Below are 13,905 nucleotides of genomic sequence, written 5' to 3' on the forward strand. Positions count from 1 at the left end.
CGGGGGAGGAGAGTGGGGGCATGCGCGTATTGGTTGCCGAGGATGAGCAGGTCCTGGCCGAGCTCGTCGCCACCGGGCTGAGGCGGGCCGGGTTCGCCGTCGACACCGTCTACAGCGGCGACGCGGCCGTCGCGTACCTCGACCTGTACGACTACGACGTCGTCGTCCTCGACCGCGACCTGCCCCGCGTGCACGGCGACGAGGTGGCGCGGCGGCTGGTGGCGGACGGGGCGCGGACGCGGATCCTGATGCTGACCGCCGCCTCGGGGATGGAGGACCGGGTGACCGGGCTGGACCTGGGGGCGGACGACTACCTGGGCAAGCCGTTCGAGTTCCCCGAGCTCGTGTCGCGTGTACGGGCCCTTCGGCGGCGCAGCGCCCGGCCCGTACCGCCGCTGCTGGAGCGGCACGGGCTGCGGCTGGACACGGTGCGCCGGGTCGCGGAGCGGGAGGGGCGGGAGCTGGATCTGTCGCCGAAGGAGTTCGCCGTGCTCCAGATCCTGCTGGAGGCGCAGGGCGCGGTCGTGTCGGCGGAGGAGTTGCTGGAGCGGGCGTGGGACGCGCACGCCGACCCGTTCACGGGGGCGGTGCGGGTGTGCATGAGCAAGCTGCGCGGCAAGCTCGGTGAGCCGGCGCTGATCCGTACGGTGCAGGGCGTGGGGTACGCGCTGTGATCGGACCGGGCTCGACCATCCGGACGCGGATCGCGCTGGTCTACGGGGCGGTCTTCGTGGTGCTGGGCGGCTGCCTGCTCGGGGTGGTGAATCTGCTCTCCGGCGCGGGGACGAGGGACGAGGCGGTGCAGATCGCCACGCGGGCGGGGGTCGACGCCCCTTTCCGGGTGCATCAGGTCACGGGTGAGGTCAGCCGGGCGGCGTCCGAGCAGCTGCTGATCTGGTCGGGCGGGGCGCTGCTGGTCATGGCGCTGTGCGCGGTGGTGGTCGGGTGGTGGACGGCGGGGCGCGTACTGCGCCCCGTACACGAGATGACCGCCCGGGCGCGGCGGCTCTCCGAGCGGAACCTGCACGAGCGGTTGGCGGTGAGCGGGCCCGACGACGAGCTCAAGGAGCTGGGCGACACGATCGACGCGCTGCTCGGGCGGCTGGAGTCGGCGTTCGAGAGCCAGCGGCGGTTCATCGCGAACGCGTCGCACGAGCTGCGTACGCCGCTGGCCACCCAGCGCACCGCGCTTCAGGTGGGCCTGGACGACTCGGTCGAGGTCAAGCAGGTGCTGCTGGACAGCAACCGGCGCAGCGAGCGGCTCATCGAGGGCCTGCTGGTCCTCGCGCGCAGCGAGCGGGGCCTTGAGGAGCGCGAGGACGTGCGGCTGGGGGAGGTCGTGGCGGAGGAGTGCGCGCGGCACGGGGTGGAGGTCTCGGGCGCGGGTGGGGTGGTGCGCGGGAACCGGCTGCTGCTCGCGCAGCTGGTGCGGAACCTGGTCGTGAACGCCGTCACGTACAACGTGCCGGGTGGCTCGGTGGACGTGTGCGTGGCGGGGGGCGTGCTGACGGTCGCCAATACCGGGCCGGTGGTCGCGGAGGCGGACGTACCGGGGCTCTTCGAGCCGTTCCGGCGGGGGGAGGGGCGGGACCGGATGGGGCCCGGGGCGGGGCTCGGCCTGTCCATCGTGCGGTCGATCGCGGTGGCGCACGGGGGAGCGGTGACGGCGGTGCCGGGGGGTACGGGCGGGGGCCTGGTCGTGACGGTGCGGTTGCCGCACGCCGTCGACGGCCAGGCCCCGGTCCTCGCCTAGCTGGTGGGATCGACCGGTCAGATCGACCAGTTCGCGAGGATCTCGCGGTAGAAGGTGGCGTGCGGCACCTCGCGGGGCGCCGGGCCCGCGTGGAAGAAGCCCGCGTTCTCCGCCTGGAGCTTGCGGAGGTAGTCGAACGCCTTGGAGTCCTTCTCGCCGAACGCCACGAACTGCCAGTGGATGCGGCTGTGGCGCGCGGCGGCGTCCGCGAGCGCCTGGGTGGCGGCCGTCTTGGACTCCGGAGCGCCGTCCGTCTGGAACAGGACGAACGCGGGGCCGTCCGGGTCGGCGGACTTCTCGTGCTGGGCCAGCACTTCCTGGACGGCCCGGTCGTAGTTGGTCCGGCCCATGCGGCCGAGGCTGCTGTGCAGGGCATCGATCCTGCCGTCGACGTCGTCGAGGGTCACTTCCCCTGTGCCGTCGATCTCGGTCGAGAAGAACACGACGCGAACCGTCGCGGCCGCGTCCTCGTCCAGGTGCGCGGCGAGCGCGAGGGCCTGCTCGGCGAGCTGCTGGGCGCTGCCGTCCTTGTAGTACGGGCGCATCGACCCGGACCGGTCGAGCACCAGGTACACCGTCGCCCGCGCCCCGACGAGCTCGCGCTTCTTGAGCACGGCTCCCGCCGCCTGGTACGCCTTGGCCAGCTGCGGCGCCCGCGCCTTGACCCGGGCGAGGGAGTGGGCGGGCTTGGGGGCGGGGGTGGCGGCCTGCGGTTCGGTGGGGGTGGGCTCCTCCGGCTCCTCTGGCTCCTCTGCCGACTGGGGAGCGGGCTCCTCGGCGGGCTTCTCGGCGATCGGCTTGTCGGCGATCGGCTCGTCGGCGGGGGCTTCGGTGGGGGTGGTCAGGGCGGGGGCTGCCGGCTCGGGCTGGGGCTCGGCTGGGGCGTCGGCCTTGGGTTCGGTGGGTGTGGGAGCCGGTTCCGCCGGGGCGGTGGCTGCCGGCTGGGGCTCCGGCTCCGGCTCCGGATCCGACTTGGGCTCGGGCTCGGCGGGGGTGTCGGCGGTCGGTTCGGGGGTCGGTTCCGGGGTCGGTTCCGGGGTCGGTTCCGGCGGGGTGTCGGTGGCCTTGGGCTCGGTGGCCGGTTCCGGCTCGGCGGGGGCCTCTGCGGGGGGCTCGTCCGTCGAGGTAGCAGCCACCGGCCCGGTCGGCGGCTCCGCCTGGGGGTCCCGGGCCGCGGGGACCGAGGCGCGGCGGGGCTGGGGGTTGTCGAAGGACGCCGCCACGAGTTCCTCCGCCAGGGAGGGGGACGCCGGGGACGGAACCGTCGCCGTGGCCTTCGCCGCCTCGGCGGGCTGCGACTCCACCGCCGCGGACTCCCGCGCCGCCGACTCCACCGTTGCCGGCTCCCGCGCCGCCGACGACTCCGTCGCCGTGGGCTCCTCCTGGGGCACCGCGCGTTCCGTCTGGGGCGGCACGGAGGCGGCTGCCGTCTCGTTGCGCTCCGCACGGTCGCGTCCAAACACCTTGCGCAGCAAGCTCCGAATGCCCATGGGCGAGGCCTTTCGCATGTTGGGTGCCGTGTATGTCCGTACTGCTGGGAATCATCCCTGGCCATGGCGGACACGTAAGGTTAGCCGCCCCGAGTGGCGCCAAAAGGCAAGGGGCATTCGCGTCAACCCACCTCTGATGCACCGGATTCATCCACCGTTCACTCTGACGCCGCCGACCTGCACTTCTACGCGCCTAACGTCGCCGCCGGACCAATTCCCGACACGATGTCGGCGCAGGCTGCGCCGGAGGAGGACGAAGTGCGCAAGCTGCTGCCGCTGCTGAGCACCAACCCGCACGGAGGCGGCCGTTCCGCCCTCACCTGCCGTTACCGGTGCGGTGACGCCTGCTTCCACGCCGTGCCGAACACCAGCGACAACGAGTACGTCGGCGACGTCATCGCCGGCGCCCTGTCGCGCCGCTCCATGATGCGGGCCGCCGCCGCCGTGACCGTCGCCGCCACCGCGGGCGGCGCCGTCGTCGCCCAGGGCGGCGCACAGGAGGCGGTCGCCGCCACGCCCCGTACGCCCGCGAAGAGCGGCGGCGGAGCCCGCGGCCTCCGCTTCACACCCGTCGCGCCCAACACGGACGACAAGGTCACCGTCCCCGAGGGCTACGCCCAGAGCGTCGTCATCCGCTGGGGCGAGCCCATACTCCGCGGCGCGCCCGCGTTCGACCCCGACAAGCAGACCGCCAAGGCGCAGGCCGGGCAGTTCGGTTACAACAACGACTTCCTGTCCCTGCTGCCCCTCAAGGGCGAGCGCGGCCGCCAGGTCCTCGTGGCGAACCACGAGTACACGGACGAGATGCTGATGTTCAAGGGGTACGACCCCGAGAACCCGACCCGCGAGCAGGCCGAGATCGCCTGGGCCGCACACGGCCTGTCCGTGGTCGTCGTCCAGGAGGAGCACCGCTCCGGCAGGCTGACGCCGGTCACCCGCCACCCCCTCAACCGCCGTCTGACGGCCACCAGCGAGTTCGAGCTCACGGGGCCGGCCGCCGGCAGCCCCCTGCTGCGCACCAGCGCCGACCCGTCCGGCCGCACGGTGTACGGCACGCTCAACAACTGCGCCGGTGGCACCACGCCCTGGGGGACCACGCTCCACGGCGAGGAGAACTTCAACCAGTACTTCGCCAACGGCTCCTCCGCCACCGACAAGCGGTACGGCATCGGCTCCGGCGCCACCGAGCGCAAGTGGGAGCGGTTCGACAAGCGCTTCGACGTCAAGCAGGAGCCCAACGAGTCGCACCGCTTCGGCTGGGTGGTGGAGCTGGACCCGTACGACCCGGACTCCACGCCCCGCAAGCGCACCGCGCTCGGCCGCTTCAAGCACGAGGCCGCCCAGCCGCGCCTGACCGCGGACGGACGGCCGGTCGTCTACATGGGCGACGACGAGCGCTTCGACTACTTCTACAAGTTCGTGTCGTCCAAGCGGATGAAGAAGGGCGGCAGCCGCGCCGCCCGCGAGCACAACCTGACGCTGCTGGACGAGGGCACGCTGTACGTCGCCAAGCTGACCGGCGACTCCCCCGGCCAGATCGACGGCACCGGCAAGCTGCCCAGCGACGGCGAGTTCGACGGCAGCGGCCAGTGGATTCCGCTCGCCACGGGCGACGTCTCCCACGTACCCGGCATGAGCGCCGACGAGGTGTACGTCTTCACCCGCCTCGCCGCCGACAAGGTGGGCGCGACGAAGATGGACCGCCCCGAGGACGTGGAGCCGTCCCCGCGCACGGGCCGCGTGTACGTCGCCCTCACCAACAACAAGGACCGCGGCGCGGCCGGCAAGGCGGGCGCCGACGAGGCCAACCCGCGCAACAACAACAAGCACGGCCAGGTCCTGGAGCTGGCCGAGCACTGGGACGACCCGGCGTCGGACGGCTTCGCCTGGCGACTGTTCCTCGTCGCGGGCGACCCGGACGACCCGGCCACGTACTTCGCGGGCTACCCCAAGGAGAAGGTCAGCCCCATCTCCTGCCCCGACAACGTGGCCTTCGACCCGTACGGGAACCTGTGGATCTCCACGGACGGCAACCAGCTCGGCTCGCACGACGGCCTGTTCGGCGTCGCCACCCACGGCGAGCGGCGCGGTGAGCTGAAGCAGTTCCTGACCGTGCCGGCCGGCGCCGAGACCTGCGGCCCGATCATCCAGGAGCGGCGCGTCCTGGTCGCCGTACAGCACCCGGGGGAGGTCGACGGGGCGTCCGTCGAGAAGCCCGCCTCCAGCTGGCCGGACGGGCCGGGGAAGATCGTCCGCCCGTCGGTCGTCGCCGTGTACCGCAAGGACGGCCGCGACATCGGCGTGTAAGACGTCGTTTCTTTTGCCTGAGGTTCGTGTTAGACGCTCGCCAACAAGCACCGCTCGTCGGTGTCGAAGATGGCCCGCACGTACGCGGCCACCATCGAAACACCGCACGGAGTGCGCAAGTGTTTTGAGGCCCGCGTCGAACGCACCGGCAGGAAACCGCTGGTCGGACGGTTCGGGGGGATCCCGCTGCGACGAGACAAGAAGACGGTCATCAACGACCGTCGGCTGGCCCCGGTCAATACCAAACGCAAGGAGTTGGTCACCCGGCTCCTCGCCGGGCGGTGCGAGGCATGCGGGCGAACCGACGAGGTGGAAGTCCACCACGTCGCCAAGCTCGCCGACCTCGGACGACCAGGAACCCGGCCGCCGTGGGCAGATCTCATGGCCTCACAACATCGCAAGGCCCTTGTGGTCTGCGGAACTTGTCATGCGGGCATCCACGGCAAGAAGCCCGTCCCGGCGCTCACGGAGTAGTCACTGGAAAGCGACATGCGGTGAAATTCGCATGCGTCGTTTTGGCTGGGGGCCGTGGGAAAAGGACCCTGCTCAGCAGGCACCTCGCCGACGGCCCACCAGTACTCTGTGGCAGGGCCTGCCCCGCCGCGTCCAAGACGTCGCCGCCGCTCACCGCGGCTGCCTGTCCCAAGCCGTCCCGCCGGCTGAAGAGGCCGAGCCGGCACCGGCCGAGGAGACCGCCGAGGACATAGCCGCGGACACCCGGGCCGGGCGGCATGCCAGGAGGCTGTTCGAGGCCGTGCACGTCCTGGCCGACACCAGCCGCAGCTACAACGCCGTGGCGCGGGAGCTCGGCCTGGACCGCCGCACGGTGCGCAAGTACCCCCGCGCCCGCACCTGGCAGGAAGTGATACGGCGCCCGCCCCGCAAGCCCTCCACCCTGGACCCCTACCGCGACTACCTGCAACGACGCTGGGACGAGGGCGAACACAACGCGATGGTCCTGCACGAGGAACTCCGCGGCAAGGGCTATCTGGGGCACTACCAGCGTGTGAAGATGGCCGTCGCACCCCTGCGGCGCGGGCTGCCCTGGACCAGCCCCGCGAGCGACCACCGTCCCCACGCGAGACCGCCCGCTGGATCACGACAGGCCCGGACAGACGAGCCTCCATGCCACCGACCGCCTGCACCGGCTCCTCGGCCACTGCCCGGAACTGCGGCACACCCACGACCTGGTCCGCCGGTTGGCCGCCATGCTCGACAACCGCGACGTCACCGCTCTGACATCTTGGCTCGACGAACTCTCCGACAGCGGGACTCGCTCCGCTTGCCGGTGCCGCCGGAGCCTGGCGCGAAGACCGGCACGCCGTCGTCCAGGGGATCACCACCACCCACAACTCCGGCGCCAATGAAGGCCGCATTACCGACGTCAAACTCCAGAAACGCCTGATGGCAGGCCGCGCAGGCGTCCCGCTCCTCCGCCACCGCGTCATACTGATCGCCCACCTCCGCCGCCGCTACGCGGACCGGCCGACCCCAGCACCACCGAGATGATTTCCGGCTACGAAATTCTTGCCAGAGCCACGTTCACGTGTACGCCGACACCCGGATCCACAACCTGGCCCTCACCGGACAACCCAGGCTCCATACGCCCACCGTCCGCCGGAAATGAGCGCCCGGCAAGACTGTCATTCCCCATCCAGCAGCGGGTCTTGCCACTTGTTCAGCCGCCGATAACGCCCGGTCGCTTCGCCCCACGGCACGCCGGCCGAAATCAGGTCCTCCATCGCCCGGACCACCCGTTCCGCTCCCTCGATCTCTACCAGTGGCACGCCGGCTGCCAAACAAGCGTCTGCCAGCCGCGAATCCAACTTTATGATCTCTGCACACTGCTGACGCATCCACGCGCAGGTGCGCTCGAGTGCCTCCTCACGCGAGCACTCTTCGTCACGCTCAATGAGAAGAACCATGTTCGGGGTCCCGCCGTGAATAGCTTCCTTCTCCACGGAGTGGACGTCATTGGTGACACTCACGACCAGCGCCCCCAACTCCAGCATCCGCCGCACTTCAGGGACCCGCTGTACGCGTTCTGACGTCTCGAAGTCGAAAGCCGCCTCCAACCAGTCGAAGATCGCCAATGTGAAGCCCGACCGCAAGCGAAGATCCAGGTAATCCTGCTGCGAAATCTGCAACTCCTGCTGTCCCAGAAGTGACTCCGCTTCGAAGCATTCGAAATACCAGCGCCAATGCTCCGCTGCCCGTGCGCACCACTGCGGTGAACGCCCCGCGCTCAACTGAGACCAGACACCAGCGAATCCGCGTGCCAGGACCCAGTCATCCTGTTCGCCCTCGAAAACTCCGCACAGCCGCTCAGCTCCTCGCCGAGCGGCTGTCGCGTCCTTCCACCTCGGACCGTCGTACACATCATCCACCACACCGCAGAAGTTCAGACAGTTCGCGGCCATCAGCACCCCGTTCGCCGATGCTCCCCGTGCGCTCATCCCCATCAAGCTGGTCAAGTCCCAGCTCTGAAACGCAGCCTTGTCCGCGTCGTTCGTGAGCATCCCCTGCTTCGTGAACCACTCGAAGCTCTCCTGTCGCGCCCAGGCCGTATGCACGCTCGCGGGCCGAACAGGATACGGCAGCCTAAATATTCGCGGATCAGTCATTGCGTTCTCCTTGTGTCGATGCGGCTCCGGCACATGACCCGAGGACCCCTCCTGTATGCAGCCGGGCTGAAAGGCCAACAACCATTGACGTCATGGACCACAACGGAAGTGCCAGTAAGTGCCTCGAGTATGGACGTACAAGCTGGTTGGACTGCTGACGTTGCACAAAAAACTTAACTCACTTTGCTCCAGGGCAGCGACTCTTTTAGAAAGTGCGCACTGCTTCCCTCTGAGGCGCAGGACTCTGCCTGTGTGTGGGCGTGGCAGGTTCCGAACTGAAGGGGCTCTTTCGGGTACCCATGCATCGGCTGAGCTTCACGTGAAGCCGTGCCGCAGTCTTCTCAGTAGGCGCTGAGGGGGTGTCATGCCGCAACCTCTCATCGGCCCCCACTGCGTGAAAGTGTTGAATGCCTTCGTGTTCGTGACACGTCGATGGCGGCTAATTATGGAGTCAGCGGGTCGATCAACTACGGCTTCGGGCTGGGCCGGTCCACACGGACTGGAGTCAGAGCAGCACTACGGCTGTTTCACGTCTCTCTGCTCATCGACGTCACCCTCAAGTTCTGCTCGCCAGAGATGTTCCATGGCGTCGTCCCCGCCGTCGCTGGCGAGAACGGGGCGTGGAGTGCCCCGAGTCGAACTCTCGGCAAATGTCCCATAGTTTACTACGAGCTGGCTCATCCGTTGTTGATCGCAGGCGCCATCCACCTTGGGTTCCACCTCGCACCGGAGAGTACCGTCACGCCATGGCTGACGGTGCCTCGTGCTCGCGCACGACGAGCTCGGCGAGCGAGGCCAGCCGTTGGGGTTCTGGCCCCGGTACGTGCCGTGGCCTCAGGGCTTGCTGCTGTCTCCGCGGCTGTACCTGGTCACCGCCCGAGCCCGTTCTGCCGCTCGATGCCGGGGATGAGCGGTTGCGAGAGGCGCTGGCCAGGGCGGTCGCCGCCCGGAGGCCTCGCCGCCGGTGGCGAGCGTGCACCTGTCGGGCGGGCTGGACTCGGCGGCGCGGGCGGCCAGGGCCGCCCGCGCCTGCCCGGCGGCCGCCACCGTGCTGGTCACCGTGGGTTCGCGGGCAGCGGACAACCCTGTTGAACGGTGGCCCCGCCGCACAGTCGGGCTGCTTGCGGGGGTGGACCACCTGGGTCTGGGCCCCGTCTGCTATCTGCGGATCTTCCAGGACCTTCACGGCTCGCAGTTCGCGCTGGCAGAGCCCACCTCGTTCGCCGCCTCGGCGACTCGCTTCCGCCACACCCTGCGGGTACTGGCGGAACGGGGAAGCGGCGCCCACCTCAACGGCTAGGGCGGCGATGAAACGCTCCTTGCTCCGCTGTCCTACCTGCCCCGGGTCGCCACCCGCAGTGTTCACCGGGTGTGGTGGCATCTGTGCGAGCACGCGGTCCTCAGCCACACCAGCAGCCTGAGCCTGGCAGGGGCGGCGGTGACCCCGCCGGCGTGCAGCGCGGGGGCGTCCGGGCCGCGGCGGGGCCAGCGGGGCGACGGCCGCCGCGGCACTGAAGCCGCCGGTGCCGCCGGTGACCAGGTAGGTGCCGTCCGGGTCGAGCCGCAGCGGGGGCCGGGCGGCGCTCCACGAGGGGGGCTTCGTCCAGCAGGTCGAAGGCGAGGACGACCTTGCCGATGTGCCGGGAGGGCTGGAGGCGGCCGAAGGCCTCCTCGACGCGGGCCGCGGGGTGCACGCTGTGCGGCACGGGCCGCAGGCGCCGGTGGCGAGGGCGTCGTCGGCGAGCTCCTGGAGCGCCTCGGGGCGGTGGACGAGTTTGGTGAGGTCCACGCCGAAGAGGGCGATGCTGTCGGCGACTGGTCACAGCGGCAGGGTGTTGTGGTCGTAGATGTCCTGCTTGCCCAGTTCCACGAACCGGCCGCCAGGCCGCAGGAGCTCCAGGCTGCCTGTCAGAGCCCGCTTGACGGCAGCCCGGCGCTTTTTCTGCGCTTCCCCCGGCAAATGCCAGAAAGCACCGATGCGCCGAGCCCGAACAACAGCACGCATCCACACGAGCGGGGGGGGATCGTCAGCGAACCAGCGGTACCTGTCGCCCCTTTGTGATTCACGCACTCCTTGTGCGGCTCTTCTATGCGCGGACGGACTACTGCGGTATGACAGTAAGTAGGCGGGGAGAGGGATTGCACGCCGTGAGGCTCTTCCGGCTGGGAAGGGAGCTGTGCCGGGTATGTCGGCAGCACAGGGTGTACGTGTTGGCCGGTTGTTCGACAGCCGGGACATGGTGCTCGCCGAACGGGGAGAGTGGCATGCGCGCTCTCATCTAGCCGCCGAGTTTGGCCGTCCGTGGCCAGTTCGTGGTCAACCCACACCCGGAGGAGGTGTATGGGGGGCCGTCACCTGGATGGAGTCGTTCGGCCTGGTCGGCGTCACGCGCTTGAAGGCCGACCAGTACGCCTGGTGGTCACTGGCAAGGAAAGACGAAAGGTCTACGGAACGGCTGCATCTGTCCGCCGACTCTGCCAGGCGCTCGCGGCCGTCGTCGACGCATCCGTGCCCGCTGGCGCGCCGCCCAATGTCCGCGCTTTCACCGACCAGTGGTGGCACAGCTGCCGCCTGGGCTGCACGTCGCAGTGGGCGTAGCGGGCGAGGGTGCACTGGCAGGGGTGCATCGCGGCGTAGACCGCCGAGATCGGTCACCGGGTTCACGGGCAGGTCAGCACTCTGCTGCAGTCGGGTGATCAAGTGGGCGTACCCGATTTTCGACATGACCGGAGCAACTTCGAGGTGCAGGGTTCGGCATGCGCCGCTGTTCGCCGAGATCCTCGACTACCTGGCAGAGATCAGCACCGCCACCAAGGGCCTGGTCTCCGCCGACGAAGAGGCCCAGGCTGGCGACGGCAGCAACAACGTGTCGCTGGTGGCAGAGAGCCACGACAGGTTTACCCGCCACCGCCAAGCCTGCAGGAGCCGCAGAGGCATGGTGCACGTGCGAGGGCGGCCTCGCATTGGACGAGCAGGTCGGCGGCTGGGACATCCTGCTCACCCAGGTGCAGCGCCGTGACGTGCGGCGGTAACTGCTGTGCGCGACATTCCGGCCGACGACAACCGCTGGGAACGTGGCAGTGGCCGCTGCCACCGACCGCACACCCGGCCCTGTCCGGAGAGGGAGGGAACAGCTGATGCCACTTCCCGCCGGTGGCGCGTTCGCGGGCATGTGCAACGCCATCACGATCGGCATGGCCGTCCTCGCCACGGCCTGCCGCGCCGCGTGGGCTGAGCGATCCGGTCCAGCAGGTGGAGTCCGTCCGCGGCTCGCTTGGCACAGCCTTTGCCCGGTGTCATCACCAAAGAAGGAATGAGGATTAGTGATGAGTATGCCTCATCAACAGCACGGCCGTGCCGTCGTCATCGGCGGTGGCATCTGCGGACTGGCTACGGCGCGCGTGCTCTCCGAGCACTTCCGCGAGGTCGTGCTGGTGGAGCGTGACCCCCTTCCTGAGGAAGATACGCACCGGTCCGGCACTCCGCAGGCTCGACACGTCCACGGTCTGCTCTCACTCGGGGCACGGCACCTGGAGCGACTCTTTCCTGAGTTGCGAGCGGAGTTGAAGACCGCGGAGGCGCCTGTCTTCGACCACGGCAGCGGAGCCCGCACCCAAGTATGGGCCGGGACCCTGCCGCCGAGGGCCGTCGGCATCGAGGTGCAGACCTTCCACCGAGACACCTTGGAAGGGGCGCTGCGGCGCCGGGTCCGGTCGCTGGAGAACGTCACCATCCTCGATGGCACTCCAGTCGACGGGCTCCATGTGGACAAGGTGGGTGGGCGGGTCACCGGCGTGCGACTCCGCGGGGCGGACGAGATCAAGCAGCAACGGGTCGCTGACGCGGAATGGGTGGTGGACGCGACTGGCCGGTTCTCCCGGTTACCGCAGTGGCTGGAGGATGCCGGGTACGACCGGCCGCACGAGACAGTGATCGACGCAGATCTCGCCTACGCCACGGCGCTGGTCGAGGCCGAGCCCCCTGAGGGGGGCGTGCACGCGATCCAGCAGATGAACCAGGCGCCCACCCGACCTGGCGGGGTCTACGCGACCGACATCGGCAGGGGCATCTGGATGGTGACCTTGTTCGGCGCGGGAGGGCACCACCCGCTGCTGGATGAGGACGGATGGCGCGCGTTCGCCGCGGGGTTGCGCAATCCCGGGCTGGACCGGCTCCTGGACGCCGGAACGCTGGTATCGGGGGTGGTGCACCAGTTCAAAGAGACCTGCAACCGACGCCGTGAGTATGCCGCGCTGCACCGCTGGCCGGACCGGCTTGTCGCGCTGGGCGACTCAGCCCACGCGTTCAACCCGGTCTTCGGGCAGGGCATGACGGTAGCCGTCTGCGAAGCTGTCGGCCTGGGCGTAGCACTGGCACGGCGTCAGTCCTTGAATGGGCTGGCGCAGACGGTGCAGCGCAATGTCGCCCAGCGCGCCCGGGGCCCGTGGATGCTGGCCGTCTCGGAAGACTTGGTGTGGTCGCACGCCAAGCACAGCAAGCGCCTCCCGCTGTGGCTACGCGCGGCGTCCTGGTACAAGCAGCGTCTGCTGTACCTAGTGGTGCACTCCCCAGATGCGCGGGTCATGCACACGTTTCTGCGCGTCTTCCACATGATCACCTCCCCGGCCGCGATAGCACATCCGCGGATCGTGGCCCAGGTACTCTTCCGGGCACGCAGCCCTCGGCCGTAGCTGTCGACGTACTGAGCAAGGGGCTCTGGCAAGAATTTCGTAGCCGGAGATCATCTCGGTGGTGCTGGGGTCGGCCGGTCCTCAGCGCCGACGGTGTCCAGTGGGCCGACGGCCGCCAATCCGACGCGGACGCGGTCATCTGGTGCACCGGCTTCCGCCCGGCCCTGGCCCATCTCGCCCCGCTGAACCTGCGCGGCCCGCGCGGGGGCACATCCCCACCGACGGCACGCGCGCCCTCGGGGAGCCGCGGCTGCCTCTGCTTGGGTACGGCGACTGGACCGGTCCGGCCTCCGCGACCCTCATCGGCGTGGGCCGCCCGGCCCGGGACGCGGACGCGAGATTGCCGGGCTCCTGTGAGCGCAGGCGGTGCGGGCGTCCCCGGCCGCGCAGTACCGGGCGGCCTCGGACGCTCGACTACGCGACTTTGACCATGGTCTGACCACAGCAGCACGTCGCCGGCGTACCGCCGCTGCACACCGGCCATGCATGCCCTCTGCAAAACGCCGACGCCATCGACGACGAGGACACCTCCGGGCTGCCGAGCCACTCAGCCACGTACTGCTGCAGGTCATCCCGAACCGCGTCAGCGTCCCAGGATGAACGACCTCGTGAGCTGCGTACTCGGCGAGCTGCTGGCCATTCCTACGCTTTCGCCGCAGTCGCGCCCTACCAACCGTAAAGCCGCGGCTTGGCATCGTCATGGGACAGAGGTGGTGCACCAGGTATGGAGACACCCATTACTGCTGGGGTGTTTGAGTACAAGGCTGTGGGGTGCCGCCGAGACCTGTTGCGCTGGTCTGCGACGGGGCGTCGAGGCAGACGGCGAGTGCGTAGTCGGAGTGGATGACGCCCACGGGCGACGCGAGGTGTCAGGCGTATGCGTGGTAGCGAATTGCGAGGGGGGCGGGGTATTTAGACGTCGTTTCTTATGGCGTGATCGTTCGTTGAACCGTGTATGACGGATCTGGTTGAGCGGCTTGTGCCGGATGAGTTGTGGGTGTTGTTCCGGCGGGTGGTGCCGCCGACGGAGGTGATACGT

9 protein-coding genes and 1 pseudogene are annotated in these 13,905 nt (G+C 69.4%); 7 read left to right on the forward strand and 3 right to left on the reverse strand.

Features of this window, described 5'->3' with window-relative positions; translation table 11 throughout:
- Nucleotides 1-20: 20 nt before the first annotated feature.
- Together QWM81_RS08920 and QWM81_RS08925 are read left to right on the forward strand one after the other, a co-directional pair.
- On the forward strand, nucleotides 21-674 hold the full coding sequence (locus QWM81_RS08920; protein WP_290111187.1) for a response regulator transcription factor: 654 nt from the start codon (nucleotides 21-23) through the stop codon (nucleotides 672-674).
- Nucleotides 671-1,753, forward strand: coding sequence for a sensor histidine kinase (locus QWM81_RS08925; protein WP_290111189.1), 1,083 nt, complete (start codon nucleotides 671-673; stop codon nucleotides 1,751-1,753). Before QWM81_RS08920 ends, QWM81_RS08925 begins: the two co-directional genes overlap by 4 nt.
- A 17-nt stretch (nucleotides 1,754-1,770) precedes the next feature.
- Here the strand turns inward: QWM81_RS08925 and QWM81_RS08930 are convergent, their stop codons facing one another.
- Nucleotides 1,771-3,243 carry a VWA domain-containing protein gene (locus QWM81_RS08930; RefSeq protein WP_290111190.1) on the reverse strand — a complete coding sequence of 491 codons (1,473 nt, stop codon included), beginning with the start codon at nucleotides 3,241-3,243 and terminating at the stop codon, nucleotides 1,771-1,773.
- 258 nt (nucleotides 3,244-3,501) lie between these two features.
- Here QWM81_RS08930 and QWM81_RS08935 point away from each other — a divergent pair, with 258 nt between their 5' ends.
- On the forward strand, nucleotides 3,502-5,550 hold the full coding sequence (locus QWM81_RS08935) for a PhoX family protein (protein ID WP_290111191.1): 2,049 nt from the start codon (nucleotides 3,502-3,504) through the stop codon (nucleotides 5,548-5,550).
- A 69-nt stretch (nucleotides 5,551-5,619) separates the two neighbouring features.
- Nucleotides 5,620-6,024, forward strand: a complete 405-nt coding sequence (locus QWM81_RS08940; protein WP_290111192.1) for an HNH endonuclease — start codon at nucleotides 5,620-5,622, stop codon at nucleotides 6,022-6,024.
- A gap of 1,169 nt (nucleotides 6,025-7,193) precedes the next feature.
- On the opposite strand, the gene QWM81_RS08945 is transcribed toward QWM81_RS08940, so the two are convergent.
- Nucleotides 7,194-8,174: a terpene synthase family protein gene (locus QWM81_RS08945; RefSeq protein WP_290111193.1), complete on the reverse strand. Its 981-nt coding sequence runs from the start codon at nucleotides 8,172-8,174 to the stop codon at nucleotides 7,194-7,196.
- A 964-nt stretch (nucleotides 8,175-9,138) separates the two neighbouring features.
- Between QWM81_RS08945 and QWM81_RS08950 the strand changes: the two genes are divergently transcribed.
- On the forward strand, nucleotides 9,139-9,474 hold the full coding sequence (locus QWM81_RS08950; protein WP_290111194.1) for a hypothetical protein: 336 nt from the start codon (nucleotides 9,139-9,141) through the stop codon (nucleotides 9,472-9,474).
- A 519-nt stretch (nucleotides 9,475-9,993) separates the two neighbouring features.
- Here QWM81_RS08950 and QWM81_RS08955 read toward each other — a convergent pair.
- A complete protein-coding gene (locus QWM81_RS08955; RefSeq protein WP_290111195.1) occupies nucleotides 9,994-10,179 on the reverse strand; it encodes a hypothetical protein in 186 nt (61 codons plus the stop codon).
- 1,328 nt (nucleotides 10,180-11,507) lie between these two features.
- Here QWM81_RS08955 and QWM81_RS08960 point away from each other — a divergent pair.
- Nucleotides 11,508-12,866, forward strand: coding sequence for an FAD-dependent oxidoreductase (locus tag QWM81_RS08960; RefSeq protein WP_290111196.1), 1,359 nt, complete (start codon nucleotides 11,508-11,510; stop codon nucleotides 12,864-12,866).
- Between the two features lie 80 nt (nucleotides 12,867-12,946).
- Nucleotides 12,947-13,197, forward strand: a pseudogene (locus QWM81_RS08965) (pyridine nucleotide-disulfide oxidoreductase); the annotation flags it as partial.
- Between the last annotated feature and the right edge of the window lie 708 nt (nucleotides 13,198-13,905).

The sequence above is a fragment of the Streptomyces ficellus genome (assembly GCF_030406405.1).
GTDB classification, from domain to species: Bacteria; Actinomycetota; Actinomycetes; order Streptomycetales; family Streptomycetaceae; genus Streptomyces; species Streptomyces ficellus_B.

Bases quoted from the DNA above. Each gene is read 5' to 3' on its own strand.
- QWM81_RS08920 (WP_290111187.1), top strand. From the start codon at position 21: ATGCGCGTATTGGTTGCCGAGGATGAGCAGGTCCTGGCCGAGCTCGTC.
- QWM81_RS08930 (WP_290111190.1), bottom strand. From the start codon at position 3,243: ATGGGCATTCGGAGCTTGCTGCGCAAGGTGTTTGGACGCGACCGTGCG.
- QWM81_RS08940 (WP_290111192.1), top strand. From the start codon at position 5,620: ATGGCCCGCACGTACGCGGCCACCATCGAAACACCGCACGGAGTGCGC.
- QWM81_RS08945 (WP_290111193.1), bottom strand. From the start codon at position 8,174: ATGACTGATCCGCGAATATTTAGGCTGCCGTATCCTGTTCGGCCCGCG.
- QWM81_RS08955 (WP_290111195.1), bottom strand. From the start codon at position 10,179: ATGCGTGCTGTTGTTCGGGCTCGGCGCATCGGTGCTTTCTGGCATTTG.
- QWM81_RS08960 (WP_290111196.1), top strand. From the start codon at position 11,508: ATGCCTCATCAACAGCACGGCCGTGCCGTCGTCATCGGCGGTGGCATC.